The 16,882-nt window shown below is 40.9% G+C and carries 16 protein-coding genes; 2 read left to right on the top strand and 14 right to left on the bottom strand.

What is annotated here, in order from left to right:
* Positions 1–4: 4 nt before the first annotated feature.
* From moaA to NSQ23_RS05800, 10 genes are all read right to left on the bottom strand, one after another.
* Entirely contained in the window at positions 5–1,006 is a 1,002-nt protein-coding gene (moaA, locus tag NSQ23_RS05845; protein ID WP_128356716.1) for a GTP 3',8-cyclase MoaA, read from the bottom strand.
* A gap of 313 nt (positions 1,007–1,319) precedes the next feature.
* Positions 1,320–2,573 carry a nitrate/nitrite transporter gene (locus tag NSQ23_RS05840; protein WP_339173682.1) on the bottom strand — a complete coding sequence of 418 codons (1,254 nt, stop codon included), beginning with the start codon at positions 2,571–2,573 and terminating at the stop codon, positions 1,320–1,322.
* A gap of 31 nt (positions 2,574–2,604) precedes the next feature.
* Positions 2,605–4,752 (bottom strand): nitrate reductase, encoded by a 2,148-nt coding sequence (locus tag NSQ23_RS05835; protein ID WP_339173679.1) that lies wholly within the window; start codon positions 4,750–4,752, stop codon positions 2,605–2,607.
* 9 nt (positions 4,753–4,761) lie between these two features.
* Entirely contained in the window at positions 4,762–5,067 is a 306-nt protein-coding gene (nirD, locus tag NSQ23_RS05830; protein WP_035019520.1) for a nitrite reductase small subunit NirD, read from the bottom strand.
* A gap of 12 nt (positions 5,068–5,079) precedes the next feature.
* Entirely contained in the window at positions 5,080–7,509 is a 2,430-nt protein-coding gene (nirB, locus tag NSQ23_RS05825) for a nitrite reductase large subunit NirB (RefSeq protein WP_339173676.1), read from the bottom strand.
* 234 nt (positions 7,510–7,743) lie between these two features.
* Entirely contained in the window at positions 7,744–8,472 is a 729-nt protein-coding gene (gene cobA / locus NSQ23_RS05820) for a uroporphyrinogen-III C-methyltransferase (protein ID WP_035019519.1), read from the bottom strand.
* A gap of 257 nt (positions 8,473–8,729) precedes the next feature.
* Positions 8,730–9,773, bottom strand: coding sequence for an ABC transporter ATP-binding protein (locus NSQ23_RS05815; RefSeq protein ID WP_128356710.1), 1,044 nt, complete (start codon positions 9,771–9,773; stop codon positions 8,730–8,732).
* Complete coding sequence (gene modB, locus NSQ23_RS05810; protein ID WP_128356709.1) at positions 9,754–10,449, bottom strand: molybdate ABC transporter permease subunit; 696 nt, start codon at positions 10,447–10,449, stop codon at positions 9,754–9,756. Before modB ends, NSQ23_RS05815 begins: the two co-directional genes overlap by 20 nt.
* A gap of 2 nt (positions 10,450–10,451) precedes the next feature.
* Positions 10,452–11,204: a molybdate ABC transporter substrate-binding protein gene (modA, locus tag NSQ23_RS05805; protein ID WP_339174310.1), complete on the bottom strand. Its 753-nt coding sequence runs from the start codon at positions 11,202–11,204 to the stop codon at positions 10,452–10,454.
* A gap of 70 nt (positions 11,205–11,274) precedes the next feature.
* A complete protein-coding gene (locus NSQ23_RS05800) occupies positions 11,275–12,606 on the bottom strand; it encodes a NarK family nitrate/nitrite MFS transporter (protein WP_339173673.1) in 1,332 nt (443 codons plus the stop codon).
* Between the two features lie 165 nt (positions 12,607–12,771).
* Between NSQ23_RS05800 and NSQ23_RS05795 the strand changes: the two genes are divergently transcribed.
* Positions 12,772–12,975 carry a hypothetical protein gene (locus NSQ23_RS05795; protein WP_339173671.1) on the top strand — a complete coding sequence of 68 codons (204 nt, stop codon included), beginning with the start codon at positions 12,772–12,774 and terminating at the stop codon, positions 12,973–12,975.
* A 166-nt stretch (positions 12,976–13,141) separates the two neighbouring features.
* Here the strand turns inward: NSQ23_RS05795 and NSQ23_RS05790 are convergent, their stop codons facing one another.
* Positions 13,142–14,257, bottom strand: a complete 1,116-nt coding sequence (locus NSQ23_RS05790; RefSeq protein ID WP_339173669.1) for a TIGR04053 family radical SAM/SPASM domain-containing protein — start codon at positions 14,255–14,257, stop codon at positions 13,142–13,144.
* 186 nt (positions 14,258–14,443) lie between these two features.
* Between NSQ23_RS05790 and NSQ23_RS05785 the strand changes: the two genes are divergently transcribed.
* Positions 14,444–14,650, top strand: a complete 207-nt coding sequence (locus NSQ23_RS05785) for a CDGSH iron-sulfur domain-containing protein (protein WP_009373835.1) — start codon at positions 14,444–14,446, stop codon at positions 14,648–14,650.
* 31 nt (positions 14,651–14,681) lie between these two features.
* Here the strand turns inward: NSQ23_RS05785 and NSQ23_RS05780 are convergent, their stop codons facing one another.
* Genes NSQ23_RS05780 through NSQ23_RS05770 form a run of 3 tightly spaced genes read right to left on the bottom strand, consistent with a single transcriptional unit; the run spans position 14,682 to position 16,740 of the window.
* Complete coding sequence (locus tag NSQ23_RS05780) at positions 14,682–14,999, bottom strand: iron-sulfur cluster biosynthesis family protein (RefSeq protein WP_091703812.1); 318 nt, start codon at positions 14,997–14,999, stop codon at positions 14,682–14,684.
* An 11-nt stretch (positions 15,000–15,010) separates the two neighbouring features.
* Positions 15,011–15,796, bottom strand: coding sequence for an SDR family oxidoreductase (locus NSQ23_RS05775; RefSeq protein WP_091703815.1), 786 nt, complete (start codon positions 15,794–15,796; stop codon positions 15,011–15,013).
* Positions 15,793–16,740 (bottom strand): MBL fold metallo-hydrolase, encoded by a 948-nt coding sequence (locus NSQ23_RS05770; RefSeq protein WP_339173661.1) that lies wholly within the window; start codon positions 16,738–16,740, stop codon positions 15,793–15,795. The genes NSQ23_RS05775 and NSQ23_RS05770 overlap by 4 nt, the downstream gene beginning before the upstream one ends.
* Positions 16,741–16,882 lie beyond the last annotated feature (142 nt).

Here is a 16,882-nt window from a genome sequence, read left to right as displayed (position 1 = left end):
GTCGTTAACCCCCAATATATGACATTTCGATTCGTTTTCCGTTCCACGCCGTTTGTTTCCCACGCTCCTCTGAATAGCGATCGGCTCGTTTTCGCCAAACATGTTCAATACATGTAAGGAGTTGTTCATCGCTCGCTCCAGCGCGCATCATGCTTAATAAATCTGTTCCGTTTATCGCGAATAAACATGTATACAGCCTTCCATCAGCGGATAGTCGGCCCCGTGTACAATCGGAACAAAAAGCGGCAGAAACCGAGGAAATAAAACCGACTTCCACATCTGTTCCTACGTAACGATAACGTTTAGCTACTTCACCGACATGGGCAGGAGCAACAGGCTCAAGCGGCATATGTTCAGAAATCATGTCATAAATTTGTTTACTCGTCACAACATCGTCTAACTTCCATCCATTCAAGGAGCCAACATCCATAAATTCGATGAAACGGAGCGTTATACCTTTCTTTTTAAAAAAGTAAGCCATCGGTAAAATTTCATGATCGTTTAGCCCTTTTTTGACAACCATATTTACTTTCACATGGAGCCCTTCTGCAAGCGCTGCATCAATTCCTTCTAAAATGTGCTCAGAACGTACGCCAACTCCATTCATTTTTGTAAAAATGGTATTATCAAGTGCATCTAAACTCACATTCACTCGCTTCATCCCTGCATCTTTTAATTTTTTTGCATACTTTTTTAAAAAAAATCCATTTGTCGTTAACGCTACATCTTGAACACCTTCAATATTTGTCAACGTCGCCACAAGTACATCAATATTTTTACGCAATAACGGCTCGCCACCCGTTAAGCGAATTTTCCTTACTCCTAGTTGTACGAATAGTCGGGCTAAACGCTCCATTTCTTCAAATGTCATCAGTTGTTCCCGCTTCATAAAACAATACTGTTTTCCCTCTATATCCGGCATGCAATACGTGCAACGAAAATTACACCGATCCGTTACCGACATGCGTAAGTCTAATAATGGACGTCCATATACATCATATACCATCGTCAATCCCTCATTTCATTTACCGAGGTTCTATGTCCATGTTACTAAATTTGTGAACAAACAAATGTGACGTACGTCACACAAACATATTTGTTCATATAAAATTCGTAAATTTTTATATGCTTCCATAGGACCTTAATCCTCTTAAAGACACTTCAGTTGCGATCCATAAAGTCCGACCTCTACGTTACTCTACTTCTTCACTGTAGGTTTGCACTTAATTTTCTGTGAAAATAACGTATCCATAAACAAAAAAACGCATTCCTCCCCATGCTTGAAAGCAGGGGTTTCCTGCGTGATTAATCATGAACTTTCACTCTACAAATCGTCTAGTTTTAGACATATGATTTAGATTATATAATGTTTGTTCCCTTCTTTCACTAATCATCCACGATTTTTTCCACTGTTTTTGCGCAACGACTAATAACAACATACATAGAAATGAAACTGTACTTAATGCAAGAAATCCTGATGAGAAAGAACCAGTTACTAACTTTAAGTTCCCCAACACCTTAGGAAGAAAATACCCACCAATTCCTCCTGCCGCTCCAACAATTCCTGTAATCATTCCTATTTCTTCTTTAAACCTTTGTGGAACTAATTGAAATACAGAACCGTTTCCCATTCCAAGACTCATCATTACAATGAATAATAATATAATCACTTTATCTAAACTCGGGAGGAAGGAAATCGCAGCAAACATGAACCCTATGATCGTATATAAACAGAGTAGCATACGCACACCACCGAATCGATCCGCTAACCATCCACCAATGGGTCTAAAAAAACTCCCAGCAATGACACAAATAGTTGTAAAATCTGCGGCCCTTACCGGATCAAGTCCGTATTGAGTAAAGAAAAAAATAGTCAGATAACTTGACATACCTACAAATCCTCCGAAAGTTACACTATAGAGAACACAAAACAACCATGTATCTCTCTGTTTAAGTACATTTTTGTAATCAATAAATGTTTTTGGATCTGGTTGATTCGGACTATCTTTTGCAAACAATGTAAACACAATGAATGTAATTACAAGCGGAATAAGGGCAAATCCAAAAACAATACTCCAATCACCATAGTACTGGGCAATACGATTAGCAAATAAAGTAGTAAGGACTGTTCCACTATTTCCAGCGCCAGCAATCCCCATAGCTAATCCTTGATATTGTGGTGGATACCAACGGCTTGCGAGAGGGAGTGCTGCGGCAAAACTAGCTCCAGATACTCCAAGCAATAGTGCCACAATATAAAGCTCTGACAAATGATTAGCAAATAACCATCCCCAGACGAGTGGGATTACGGTAACGAGCATACCTAATTGAGCGGTTTTTTTTGGTCCAATATAATCGGCCAACCAACCGAGAATAAGACGTAAAATAGCTCCACCTAAAATAGGTAGTGAAACCAAACTAGCTTTTTGTGCCTCATTCATTTGAAAATCATTCATAATCACGACCGATAGTGGTCCAAGTAACACCCATATCATAAAACTAACATCAAAATACAAAAATGCACTAAACAGAGTCGGAGTATGACCACTCTTTAAAAATCCTTTTATTCCCATCAACATCTCTCTCCTTTTATCATAGAATGTTTTAGTTTCTTTCTAGATCAACAACAGGAATAATTCTTGCAGCACATCGCTTAAATCCAGGCATCTTGCAGTATGGATCCAATTCATCATCTGTAATCTGATTAATATTTTGAAACCCACTCCAATGAAATGGAACAAATACAGTATCTTCCCGAATTTTATAGGAGTACTTGCTTCTTACAATGGCATATCCTCGTTTTGTTTCAAGTTTTACTAATGCGTTGTTTTCGATTTTATATTTTTTTGCTGTATTTGGGTGAATTTCCATAAATGCTTCAATTTGTCGAGACGCAAGCGCTGGGCTTCTTCTCGTCTGCGTTCCGCTTAAATAGTGAGACAACACTCGTCCTGTCGTCACATAAATCGGATATTGTTCCGTCGTTTGTTCTTTTTGATATTCATTGTCTACAACCGCTAAACGTGCTTTGCCGTCTGGGTGAGCAAACGATTGTTCAAACAGTCTTGCGGTGCCGGGATGGTCGGGCGAAGGACAAGGCCAATACACACGCTCGTTTCGCAAACGTTCGTACGTAATGCCATAATAATCTGCCAAACCGCCGCGGCTGGCAACTCGCAGTTCGTGAAAAATCTCTTCCGCTGACGAAAAACGGAAATAGTCGCCTTTTCCTAGCACTCGGGCAATCTCACAAAGAATCTCCCAGTCATGCTTCACCTCCCCCGGACGTTTCCGCGAAGCCGGACGCCACGTCACGCGGCCCTCTAGGTTCGTCATCGTTCCTTCATCTTCTAAATAAGAAGAGGTTGGCAATACTAAATCAGCGAGTTCCGCTGTTTCCGATAAAAATAGATCGACGACGACTAAACATTGCAATTTTTTTAACGCTCTTTTTACAAAGCGAGCGTTCGGACTGGATACAACGGGGTTGGAACCCATCACAAACAAGCCCTTAATTTCCCCTTCATCTATTTTTTGTATCATTTCATAGGCGGAAACCCCCTTCCTCGGCAGTTCTTCTTCAGGAACTCCCCAAACGCTTGCAATATATTTCCTGTGCTCCGGATTTTCGATCGAACGGTAGCCAGGAAGCTGGTCAGCCTTTTGCCCGTGTTCCCGTCCCCCCTGTCCGTTGCCTTGCCCAGTAATCGCCCCACAGCCGCAGCCAATTTTCCCAATTTTTCCTGTTACAAGCGCCAAATTTAGAAAATTACGGACAGTCATATATCCGTTTGTTTGCTGCTCAACGCCTCTTGCGGTAAAGATCATACCGGTTGGTGCCGTGGCATACTGCCTTGCCGCAAACTGAATCACTTCCGGAGCAATTCCTGTCATCTCCGCCATTTCATCTAGCTGAATTTGCTCAATATGTTTCTTTAACTCGTCGTATCCTTCTGTTCTTTCTTTAACAAATTGTTCATCAACATACCCTTCAGCAAAAATGACTTTCAGCATGCCGTTCACAAATGCCACATCTGTCCCCGGTTTGATTTTAATATGCAAATCAGCTAGCCCGCATGTAGCCGTTTCCCGCGGATCAATGACAATGAAAAACGTCCCATTTTTCTTTGCTTGATGAAAATATGGCATAATCGTCGGCTGACATTCCGCAACATTCGTACCTGCTAATATGATGCAGCGAGCATGAGGGATTTCTGAAAGTTTATTCGTCAACCCGCGATCAAGGCCAAATGTAGCATTCATCGCCGCCGCTGCAGCGGACATGCAGTAGCGACCGTTATAATCGATATATTTCGTTTTCAAAGCAACGCGAGCAAATTTTCCTAATAAATACGCCTCTTCGTTCGTTAGCGAGCCGCCTCCATATACTCCAATAGCATCATTTCCGAATTCTTTTTGAATATTCTTGAAATTTATTTGTATAAAAGAGAGCGCCTCCTCCCAGCTCACTCGGACAAACCGACCATTTCTTTTCAGCAGCGGAAATTGCAATCGCTCGGTATGCAATGCGTGCTGATGCGCATGAAGCCCTTTGATGCAAAGCCGTCCGTTTGAAGTGGGATTGTCTTTCGGAATCACTTTATAACAATTTCTTCCAACCACGCGTTCTTCAACGAACTGCATCGCACATTGAACGCTACAAAACGGGCATTGTGTATCAAATAACGTTTCCGACGCATGATCTTTTTGCTTGTGCCGAAAATAACGTAACAATTCTTTTGTCATATTCATTCACCTTATTTACAGTTGTATATATATTTTTCCATTTTCAATTTCTACCTTATATGTTTTCACACAGCCGTGATCAGGTGCTTGCACTTTCCCATCTTTTATGGAAATTTTCCAATCATGAAGAGGACAAAACACAAACTCCCCGCTGACAATTCCTTGAGACAAATCTCCTCCTTTGTGCGGACAGCGGTTTTCAAGCGCATAAATACGGCCGTCTGACAACCGAAATAACGCCAGCTCCATTTGTCCCACTTTTACGCATTTTCCTAATCTTTCAGAAAGGCGTTGTACTGTTCCGATCTCCATTCGTGTCATCTAACTCTCCTCCTACCTATTCACTGGCACTTTGACTTGTAGACTTGTGAACAACTTTTCTTGCATCTCTTTATTTTCAACTATCTCTTTCCATGGATCTTTCGTGGCTGCTAGCGCTTCCTCCAAACGATCCAGCAATTGCCGGCGAGTTTCCTGATCAAAAATCACTTCGCGAATATGCTCAAGCCCGACTCTCTCGACCCATTTGGATGTGCGTTCTAAATAGTTAGCAGACTCACGGTAATATTGGAGAAACGCCCCTGTCATTTCAATCACTTCTTCTTCTGTCCTTACAGTGCATAGCAAATCTCCCGCGCGCAAATGCGTACCACCATTTCCGCCGACGTAAATTTCCCAGCCGCCATCGACACCGACGATGCCGACGTCTTTAATTCCTGATTCTGCACAGTTGCGCGGACAAGCAGAAACAGCCATTTTTACTTTATGCGGCGTATTCAACCGTTCAAATTTCTTTTCCATATCAATCCCCAGTTTTGTAGAGTCTTGTGTACCGAAACGGCAAAATTGCTTACCAACACACGTTTTGACTGTGCGCAGCGCTTTTGCGTATGCATATCCAGATGGCATGTCTAATTCGGCCCAAATGCGTGGCAAATCTTCTTTTTTCACTCCTAATAAATCAATGCGTTGTCCACCTGTTAACTTAATCATTGGCACGTTGTACTTTTCAGCGACATCAGCAATTTTCCGCAATTGCTCTGCCGTTGTGATCCCTCCATACATTCTCGGAACAACCGAATACGTTCCATCTGCTTGAATATTCGCGTGAAGCCGTTCATTCACGAAACGCGACTCCGCTTCATCGACGTATTCACTTGGATACAACATGCTTAAATAATAGTTCAACGCCGGGCGGCATTTCGAACAACCTTCTTCATTTTTCCAACCAAGGACGTTCATCACTTCTTTCACATACTTCAAATTTTTCGCTTTAATTTCATCAATCACTTCTTCACGACTTAATGTTGTACATCCACAAATCGTTTCTTTCATCGCATATTTATCAAATTCCTCACCAAGTGTATACTCTAATAACTCCGCTACTAACCCTTTGCATCCTCCGCAGGAACGTGAAGCGTTCGTACAATCACGCACTTCTTCAACAGTTTTTAACCCATGCTCCGCAATTGCCTTACAAATCGTTCCTTTCGTTACCCCGTTACAACCACAAACGACATCCGTATCTGCCATTGCAGCCACCATGCTTTTATTGGATGAATTCGCAGTTGATTGGAAAAACGATAATTGGAACGAGTTAGAAATATTTTCATTTTTATTAATCATATCCAGTAGTTTCCGGCCTTCGCTTGTGTCGCCAAACAAAACCGCACCAACGATTTTTCCGTCACGAATGACAACTTTTTTATAAATTCCACGGAATTCGTCATATACTTTAATCGATGCCGTTCCTTCCCCATCCATAAATTCTCCGGCAGAAAACAAATCGACGCCAGAAACTTTTAATTGCGTAGAAACAACCGAACCTTCGTATGGACGTCCCTTAATGCCGCAAACCGCTTCGGCTAATACTTTCCCTTGTTCGTAAAGCGGCGCTACAAGACCATACACAATTCCCCGATGTTCCGCACATTCACCGACCGCATAAATATGAGGAACGCTCGTTTCTAAGTAATCATTCACGACAATCCCTCTGTTTACCGCGATTCCGCTTTCCCGCGCTAAATCAACGTTCGGACGAATCCCTACGGCCATGACGACTAAATCCGTTGCAATTTCTGTTCCGTCTTTAAAGCGAACCCCTTCGACGCGGCCATCTCCAAAAATCTCTGCTGTTTCCTTTTTAAGCAGGAAATTCATTCCTTGTTTTTCTAATTCACGCTGCAACAGTTTCGACGCAGTTGGGTCTAATTGGCGTTCCATTAAATAGTCAAAAATATGAATGACATCAACTTCCATCCCTAAATTTAAAAGACCTCTCGCAGCCTCTAAACCTAACAATCCACCGCCAATCACTGCGGCTTTTTTATACGTTTTTGCATATTCCATCATCATTTCGCAGTCTTTAATATCGCGAAACGCGGTGACCCCTTTTTTATTCGCTCCTGGTATCGGAAGAATGAAAGGCTTAGAGCCTGTGGCGATGATTAATTTGTCATATTGAACAGTTCGCCCTTTGTCTGTCCGTACAAACCGCTTCTCTGTGTCGATGTTTATAACCGTTTCACCAACGAAAAGTCGGATGTTATTTTTTCGATACCATTCCCAATCGTTCATCGTAATGCTATCGATTGACATGTCTCCTTGCAACACAGTTGATAATAAAATACGATTGTAGTTTGGATAAGGCTCACTTCCAAAGATCGTAATATCAAATGCATCACCATCAATCTTTAAAATTTCCTCAACACAACGCACTCCAGCCATCCCGTTGCCGATCAATACAAGCTTTCTTTTTCCCATTTATCTTCAACCTCCATTCAGTATAAGTTTTGAATTCATATTTTGTTTATCAATGAAGTACAAATAAGTTTTTACCTAAACCAAAATTTACATATTAAAACAATCAATGTTAATGTTCCGATTTTTCTGTTTTTTTTATTCATTCTATCCTTCTCCTTTTTTATTTAACATTATACTAGTTGGTTATATAATGTCACATGTTTTGTAATAAAAAATAACATACTTTTTTTTTTTTTACATAAACCAGGAAATGATAGATCTCATACGAACGACTTCTCCGATGACGATCAACCCTGGACTTTTAACACGATGTTTTTCAATAATTAGAGATAAATCTTTCAATTCCCCTGTAAGCACTCGTTGTCGACTCGTTGTCCCTTCTTGTATAATGCAAATTGGTGTATTTGGCGAGCGACCATTTGATATCATTTGTTGTTCAATATACACAGCCTGATTAATACCCATATAAATAACAACCGTCTCTATACTAGCAATATTGTCCCACCTTATCTTTTTCTCATCGCAATAATGTCCTGTTACAAAAACTACTGTAGAACTAATATAACGATGCGTTAAAGGAATGCCAGCGTAAGCACAAGCACCCACCCCTGACGTAACACCAGGAACAATCTCGAATGCTATATGGTTCTTGGCTAACACTTCTGCTTCCTCACCTCCTCTTCCATAGACAAACGGATCCCCACCTTTCAATCTCGTAACAATTTTTCCTTCACGGGCATACCGAGTAAGCAAACTGTTTATCTCATTCTGATTCATGAAATGACAATCGGGACCTTTTCCGCAATAGATAATCTCAGCCTCTCTTTTTGCTTCCACCAAAAGTTGTGGACTGACGAGCCGATCATACAAAATCACATCTGCTTCACGAATACAACGAATCCCTTTTAACGTAATTAACCCCGGATCACCCGGTCCAGCACCAACCAAATACACTTTTCCCATACACTTCCCCCTTTTATAATATCTTTATGTTATATTTTATTACACTAACAAAAAAATAAACATTTACTATGTAACAAAACATGACATTTAATTTCAAAAAAAAAGAGCTGACCCAAAAAGGAAAGGAGGGTAATGCTCCCATCTGAGGTGAAATGGGAAAATAGACCACCAGTGAAAACCCAGTAAAATCAAGGGTTTCAGAGGTGGTCTATTTCACATACTTAGGTTAAATTTCATCAAAAAGGGGGCTTTTGGAGTCAACCTCCTTCTCTCAAAAAAAACAAATGCTCAGGCGGTAAATATACTTTTTTATTATGCATATGTCGCCACTGTTCTTCACTCACACTAGCTTGCAATATAAAATGATCTGTTTGTATCGTCACATCATACGTATATACATGTGAAGCAACACGAATGATACGAAAAGGAAATGCGTTGCATATCGCATCATCAACAAAGCGAATATGGTGCGAATGAATACCAACATATGTCGCCCCGCTCTTTTTTCTATGTGCAGGGACGATTAATTGTGCACCGTTGACATAACCAATCACCTCGTCTCCCTTTTCAACAAACGTACAAGGAAATATATTTTTACAGCCGACAATTTTTGCAGCCTGTACATTGTCCGGTTCATGAAATACACATTCTTTCTTTCCTTGTTGTATGACGCGACCACGGTCATATAAAATAAGTTCGTCACATAACCGATAGGCTTCTTCTAAATGATGTGTAACAAAAAGAACGATACCAGAAAAGTGTTGTTGTAAATAAGAGAAAAATTGTTGTTCCATCACTTGTTTTGTATGGTGATCTAACGCTGAGAACGGCTCATCAAGCAATAATATACTCGGTTTTGTAACAAGCGTTCGTGCAAGTGCCACTCGTTGTTGCTGTCCTCCGGATAATTGGTGGGGGTAATGATTCTCATACCCTTTTAATCCGACATTTTCAATCATGTTCATAACCGTATGTTGTACTTGCTTTCTTGGCCATTTTTTTAAGCCAAACGCAATATTCTCGTAAACGGTCAAATGGGGAAAAAGGGCATAATGTTGAAACATATACCCGACATTTCGATGACGGGTGGGGACGTGAATTCGGTTGTCCGAATGAAAAAACAAATGATTATTCAATTGAATAACGCCTTCATCTGGCCGTTGCAGCCCCGCAATACTTTGTAACGTTAAACTTTTTCCACATCCTGATGGTCCTAAAATACCAATGACCCCTTTGTGTATTGTAAAATTTACATCTAACTGAAAATGAGAAAATGTTTTTTTAATGGCGACGTAAAGCATCGTTTTCTCCTCGCATCATTCGCTTCTCTAATCGTTTCATCGTATACAATAAAACAACAGATACACTCGTCATGATGATGACAAGTATATTTGCCATTTTTTTATTTCCTGCAAGCAATGCATCGTAAATAGCGATCGGCATCGTCATCGTTTCATTCGGAATGCTTCCTGCAACCATAAGCGTCGTACCAAAATCGCCGAGCGCACGTGCAAAGACAAGTGTAGTTGCAGATGCAATGCTACGCCAAGAAAGCGGTATGACGACAGTAAAAAAAATATCCCACTCCGATCGTCCAAGTACGCGCGCCGCATTCAACAATTGCTCGTCAATACTTGCAAATGCTGCCCGTGCCGTTTTTACAAAAAACGGCAAAGCGACAACAAAAGCGGCAACAACCGCTCCTGTCGGTGTAAATACAATCAAAATCCCAAATGCTTCTTCCAACCAACGACCAATTGGACTTGAGCGACCAAGTAGTACAAGTAAATAGTAACCGAGAACGGTTGGGGGCAATACGATTGGCAACGTAAATAAAGAATCAAGTATATCACTTATTTTATCGTTAGAACGACTTAAATAGTAAGAAATGGGCAATCCGACAACAAGTGCACAAACCGTTGCTATTGTTGCTACTTTTAATGACAGAAAGAGCGGAAAAAGATTGACCGCCTCCACAATTATTCCTCCTCAGGAATGATAAAACCATACTTTTTCATGATGCTTGTACCGATTGGTCCTTTTAAAAATGTGAGAAATTCGCGCGCCTCTTTTTCATGTTTCGTCGTTTTTACGACGACGACAGCTTGGCGAATCGGTTCGTGCATATGTTCATCAATAAGGTAGAATGGAAGATGATGATCCTTCATTAGTGCAAGTGCCACGATCGCCACTTCAACGTTGCCCGATTCCACATAAGCAAGCGTATCAGCAATGTTTTTCCCATAAACAAGCTTCGGCTCTACTTGTTCCCATAAACCCGCTTTCTGTAACGCTTGCTTTGCTGCTAGTCCATACGGTGCATGATCCGGGTTAGCAATCGCCACTTTTTTCACTTCTTTTTTCAGTAAATCTTGTAATGACGTTACAGCTACTCCTTCTTTTACGGCAAGTCCAATGCGCCCAAAGGCGTATATGTTTTTTGTTTGTTCAAGAGCGATATGCTCGCGAACGAGTTCATCGACATATTCTACATTCGCTGAAGCAAACATGTCAAATGGAGCCCCTTGCTTAATTTGTTCTGCTAGCTGACCACTCGAACCGAAAACAAATGTAACGTCTATTCCCGTTTCTTTTTTAAACTGCTTCCCAACTTCTTTAAATGCATGGGTTAAATCTGCAGCTGCCGCAACTTTAATGGATGGTGTCGCATTTGGTTGAGCGGCGTGAGGATTACATGCCACTAATAACAAAATCATAATAAAAAAACACATTTTTCTCACTTTAGTCCCTCCATATATCAAAAGGGAATATCTATTACAGATATCCCCTTCTTTTATTCTTCTAACATTTCACTTCCGCATTTTTTCTAGCATAATAATACCAGTTCATAATCAAAGATACAACATAAAATGCGATAAAGAAATAAAATGCCGTAATTGGTGTACCTGTATTTTGGGAAGCCCAACCAAACAATTTTGGAATAAAGAATGAACCATATGCCGCAAACGCTGCCGTAAAACCAAGAACAGGTGCTGCTTCTTTTGGTGGGAAGATGATTGGGATCATTTGGAATGTTGACCCTGATCCCATTCCAGCAGCAATAAATAAGATCATGAAAGATACAATAAATCCGATAAATTGTTTTTCAGTTGTAAAATACATAACCGCAGCAGCACCAAGCCCCATAACAATTAAAACGTAGTTTGTTACACGCGCTCCTCCTAATTTATCGGCCAACCATCCACCGACCGGACGGAATGCAGCTGCTAAAAACGCTCCTAAAAAGGCGAGCGATGCATGTTCTGGAAATTGTGATGTTAATAAAAGAGGAAACGCCGCGGCATATCCAATAAACGAACCGAACGTTGCAACATATAACCATGTCATAATCCATGTATGTTTTCGTTTGACGATAACAAACTGCTCCGATACAGATTGTTTTACGTTGGGCAAGTTATCCATACCGAAATATGCTAAAATCGTAAAAAACACAATCGGAATGACCCAAATAAATGCAGCGTTTTGCAACCAAACTTTTGAACCGTCTGCCAACACTTGTGGTTCGCCACCGATCTCTCCAAACACACCAACTGTTACGATCAACGGTGTAACAAACTGAACGACCGATACACCCATGTTTCCAAGGCCACCGTTAATGCCAAGTGCTGTTCCTTTTTCTTTTTTCGGGAAGAAAAAGCTAATGTTAGCTAATGCAGATGCAAAGTTTCCTCCACCAAGCCCACAGAGAGCAGCTAATAGTAACATTACCCAATACGGTGTATCGGGATTTTGGACTGCCAATCCAAGTCCAATGGCAGGAATAAGTAACACCCCTGTCGAAAAAACAGTCCAGTTTTTTCCTCCGAATTTCCCGACTGCAAACGTATAAACGAAGCGTAACGTTGCCCCAACTAATCCCGGCACAGCAGCTAACGTAAACAATTGACTTTGCGTAAACTGAAAACCAATGTCATTTAATCGGGCGGCAATGATAGACCAAATTTGCCAGACGATAAATGCAAGCATTAGTGTTGGAACGGAGATCCAAAGATTTCGGCGAGCATGTTTTTTCCCTTCTTTTTCCCAAAACACAGGATCCTCTGGGTTCCAATACGAACCGATACGACTTTTCCGTTCAACATATTGTGACACCGTTTTCAATGTTTGACTCATAACAATCGTCTCTCCTTTTTGAAGTATGATTGTAAAAATGGTTTCTGTACTTTCATCATAAAGAAAGCACATAAATAAAAATGTGATGTGTATCACATTTTCTGAAACGTTCATACAATGTTAAAAAATGATATTTAAGCAATCGTTTTACGTAACTGTCTCATGATGAGCATCGCAACCATCATCGTCGCTGCAACCTACCAAAAACCGTATGAATACGAATTTGTCCATTGTTTAAACATACCTAAAATATTAGGTAAAAAGAACCCTCCTAAACCATCTGCGGCACCGACAAAACCTGTTAAAATTGTTTTAATCGTTCCATCTTTATTTCCCCCTTCGCTCTATCATTTAGCAATTTTATCGTAAAAAAATTTATTAATCGGTACTGCTATATTGTTCGCAATTTTTGTTATGTTCACAAAATTTTCATACGTTCTTTCATATGAATAAAATGTTTGTAGAAAAAAGACAAGTTCCCAATTTACACAAATAAGGAACTTATCGCCTGTATGGATGAATAGAAAAAAGCCGGCTATTCGCCGACCCTTTCTTTTTGCCTCCACGCCTTCGGGATGTAGATGCAGTACGGTTCGCTTGCTAAGTAATCGCCTGTAACCGCATATGCTCTTGAACGCGATCCGCCACAAACGTAGCGAAATTCACATACGCCACATTTTCCTTTATATCCGTCTGGATTTCTTAACTGTTTGAAAATCAGAGAATGGCGATAAATATGGGATAACGGTTGTTCACGTACATTCCCTGCTTTTACAGGCAATAGTCCACTTGGATATACGTCACCAATATGCGAAATAAATACAAAACCGTTTCCATCGTTTACTCCTTTTGGGGCACGTCCTAGCCCATCTACTTGCCCGGTCAGCCCTTTCATTAACACGTCTTCATAACGAATGTCACCGTGAATTTGTTGCTCTCGCATTTTTTGCTGCAACACAACACGTCGATAATGTTGTCCTGCAGTCGTTTTAATATCAAACGGTACACGTTTACTCGTTTCATAAAGCCAACGAAACACTTTTTCATGCTCAACGGGTGAAATCATATCCGTCTCTTTCCCCCTGCCTGTCGGTACGAGAAAAAATACGCTCCAAAGCACACATCCAAGCTTTTCAACAAGTTGCACCATTTCATCAAGAACATGAACATTATATCGAGAAATGACCGTATTAATTTGCACCGGTATTTCCAACTCATGTAAATATTCGATCGCCTTCATCGTTAAATCAAAAGAGCCGGACATGCCCCGAAAATGGTCATGAATTTCCGCGTTTGGGCCATCTAAACTAAATGCCCATCGCGCTAAGCCGACTTCTTTTGCTTTTCGGATCGCTTCTTTTGTCACGTTTGGTGTTGCACTTGGGGTCATCGATACACGAAGTCCTTTATCAATCGCATATTTAGCGATGTCGTACACATCTGGACGCATCAGTGGATCGCCACCTGTGAACACGAGAAGAGGCTGATCCATTTCATAAATGTCATCAATAAGTTGTTTTCCCTCTTCAAACGTTAATTCACATGGGTCACGATGATATTGCGCTTCGGCCCGACAATGAAGACAGTTGAGTTGACACGCTCGCGTCAACTCCCATATAACGATAAATGGATTTTGATGAAAATCACGCATTTTGATCCCTCCGATTCAATCACTACTTCCCATTGTACAAGAAGGAATATTTATATCATGTGACATTGATCACAAAAAATCACATCCATTTATCTTGTCACTGTTCTGACAAATATGCACGTCCTTGCATTTCTAATATAAAATAGATAGTATATACGATATAAGGTATACAAGGAGGTGGAATATATGGCAAAAGTACAAATTAAAGTGATGGATAATGGTTCATTTCGTGTAACCGGCGATGTCGAATTAATTGACATGGAAGGAAACAAGTTTGAAACAAAAGAAACGTTTTCTCTCTGTCGTTGTGGGCTCTCACAAAACATGCCGTTTTGTGATGCAGCCCATAAAGGAAAATTTCAATCGGTCGTTCGCGCCCCGAAAAACGAATGAGCCCGGCTTTTATTCCGGGCTTTTTTATTTTTTAGCGCTCAACCAGTGACATGCGCGGATTCAATATTTGATTTGGACTTTTTAATTGAAAACACCCTGCTCCATCGACAACGTCAAGCGTCATTTGATCATCGAAAAAAATGAGCTGATGTTTTTCCATCCAAATGGGCATATCGTTTGTTTCAATCTCCACATCATGTTCGTCTAATTGATCGACAAGCAGTAACATAGGTACTCCGTTTACGGCACATCCGCAACCATCTGTATCGTATATGAGTTTCACATGTTTATTTCCTTGAACACGACGAAGTTGTTCGATCGCTCGTTCCGTGATCGTGATTTTCACCATTTACACCTCGCTTACTTTTTTAAAAATGCTTGTTTGCCGATTTTTTCAATGAGCGATGGAAATAGTTGATATATACGACTTCCCATATGCATCCAAAACGGCAGATTCACTTCGCGCGTAGGGGTAAGCATCACATCAACGACGCGCTTTGCGACAAATTCCGGGCGAAGCATCCATCGTTTCACGTTTTTCACATATTCTCCGGACGTATCAGCAACGGTAAAAAAGTTCGTTTCGATCGGTCCTGGGTTTACAGCTGTCACATAAATGCCATACATGGACGCTTCCATTCGTAAACTATTTGTAAATCCGAGCACAGCATGTTTTGTCGCCGCATATACGCTCGATTTCGGCGTGGCAATTTTTCCTGCTTGCGATGCGATATTAATAATATGACCCGATCGTTTTTCCATCATATGCGCATACACTTTTTTCGTACAAGCGATCAATCCGAGCACATTGACATCAAACATTTGCTTCGCTTCCGAAAGATCAATCTGTTCAACATATCGAAATACGCCGAAACCAGCATTATTGACAAGAATATGGACATCGATCGAGGTGAGCAAGCGATCAAATACATCGTCTACTTCTTTTACGTTACTAACATCTAATTGCTCATATAGGCAAGAAATACTGTACGTTTGTTCAATCTGTTGCGCAATTTGCGCTAGCTTTTCTTTTGAACGTGCGAGCAATACAGGTATTCCTCCGCGTTTAGCTGCTTCGTATGCGATTTGCTCACCGATGCCACTCGATGCTCCTGTAATCACAACGTATTTCCCTTTCAGTTTCATGATCTCACCGCTTCGTACATATATATTTGATCAACTTTTTCTTTCTTCACTGCACCTATCGCCTCTAAATAGTCCAGTTGGCCAATCGTTTCAGACATCGTCAACAAAAACTCTCGCTCATATACAGTCGGGAAAAGTGATCGACATACGTCAAATACCGTCATCGGCTTTTCATTCAACAGTTGCCACACGTACTGTGCACGTTCTTTTTGTTTTTCAAGCCGCTTGTCAATAAGCGGTGCGACATCCGTCACATCTTCCCCATGTCCCGTAACAATTGTTGTAATGTCGTACTGGAGTAGTTTTTTTAATGAATCATTATATTGCAAAAGTGGTTTTGGGCGCTCTTGTTCACCGATCGCAGGCGGCTCTAACAGCGGATTGGATGAAATCGCTGCTAGCAAATGGTCGCCTCCGATCATCAGACCGTCCGCTTCACGATACAACACGATGTGACTTTGCGCATGACCTGGCGTTTCGATAACTATCCAGCCTTCGATCACATCCCCTTCTTTTACTTCTTGTGTGAGCGAGCGCTCGCACGAAAAGCGAAGAGAACGCCGAAAGTTTCCTAGTTTCGTCACACCCTCTTCACCAACGCCACACTCGATTAAAAATTGTTCGAAATATTGTTGGTGCCACGAAAAAAAAGCAGCATCTTTCGCAATCCAAGGCGCAGCTTTGCGATGCCCGATAACAGGAAGTGACGGCGGCAAATAATCAAGCAAACCGACGTGATCTGGATGGTGGTGCGTAATGATGACTTGTTCAATATCTGTCGGTTGGTAGCCGATGTTCTGCAATTCACGAACGAAAACGTTCCATGCTTCCTCCGTTTTCACCCCAGCATCAACGAGCGTTAATCGTTCTCCTTCAAGGATATACATATTCACATCCCCAACGGCAAATGGCGTTGGAACGACAATGCGATGCAACTGTTCCATCGTTCTAGCTCCTTCATTATATCATCATAATTTTCCGTCTCGTCTGTTTATCAGTTTACACTTATTTTTTCTATTTGTCATTTATTTTTATTTATTTATTAAAAAATTCAGAAAGTAATTAGACGAAACCTATTGACAACAC

The organism is Anoxybacillus sp. FSL W8-1294, from assembly GCF_037965005.1.
GTDB classification, from domain to species: domain Bacteria; phylum Bacillota; class Bacilli; order Bacillales; family Anoxybacillaceae; genus Anoxybacillus; species Anoxybacillus flavithermus_G.
The sequence above is the reverse complement of the archived record's forward strand: the minus strand, read 5'-3'. Positions and strand labels throughout refer to the sequence as shown.

Bases quoted from the DNA above. Each gene is read 5' to 3' on its own strand.
- NSQ23_RS05770 (WP_339173661.1), bottom strand. From the start codon at position 16,740: ATGGAACAGTTGCATCGCATTGTCGTTCCAACGCCATTTGCCGTTGGG.
- NSQ23_RS05795 (WP_339173671.1), top strand. From the start codon at position 12,772: ATGAGCATCGCAACCATCATCGTCGCTGCAACCTACCAAAAACCGTAT.
- NSQ23_RS05790 (WP_339173669.1), bottom strand. From the start codon at position 14,257: ATGCGTGATTTTCATCAAAATCCATTTATCGTTATATGGGAGTTGACG.
- NSQ23_RS05835 (WP_339173679.1), bottom strand. From the start codon at position 4,752: ATGAATATGACAAAAGAATTGTTACGTTATTTTCGGCACAAGCAAAAA.
- NSQ23_RS05800 (WP_339173673.1), bottom strand. From the start codon at position 12,606: ATGAGTCAAACATTGAAAACGGTGTCACAATATGTTGAACGGAAAAGT.
- NSQ23_RS05785 (WP_009373835.1), top strand. From the start codon at position 14,444: ATGGCAAAAGTACAAATTAAAGTGATGGATAATGGTTCATTTCGTGTA.
- nirB (WP_339173676.1), bottom strand. From the start codon at position 7,509: ATGGGAAAAAGAAAGCTTGTATTGATCGGCAACGGGATGGCTGGAGTG.
- NSQ23_RS05775 (WP_091703815.1), bottom strand. From the start codon at position 15,796: ATGAAACTGAAAGGGAAATACGTTGTGATTACAGGAGCATCGAGTGGC.
- nirD (WP_035019520.1), bottom strand. From the start codon at position 5,067: ATGACACGAATGGAGATCGGAACAGTACAACGCCTTTCTGAAAGATTA.
- moaA (WP_128356716.1), bottom strand. From the start codon at position 1,006: ATGGTATATGATGTATATGGACGTCCATTATTAGACTTACGCATGTCG.
- NSQ23_RS05780 (WP_091703812.1), bottom strand. From the start codon at position 14,999: ATGGTGAAAATCACGATCACGGAACGAGCGATCGAACAACTTCGTCGT.
- cobA (WP_035019519.1), bottom strand. From the start codon at position 8,472: ATGGGAAAAGTGTATTTGGTTGGTGCTGGACCGGGTGATCCGGGGTTA.
- NSQ23_RS05815 (WP_128356710.1), bottom strand. From the start codon at position 9,773: ATGCTTTACGTCGCCATTAAAAAAACATTTTCTCATTTTCAGTTAGAT.
- modA (WP_339174310.1), bottom strand. From the start codon at position 11,204: ATGTGTTTTTTTATTATGATTTTGTTATTAGTGGCATGTAATCCTCAC.
- NSQ23_RS05840 (WP_339173682.1), bottom strand. From the start codon at position 2,573: ATGGGAATAAAAGGATTTTTAAAGAGTGGTCATACTCCGACTCTGTTT.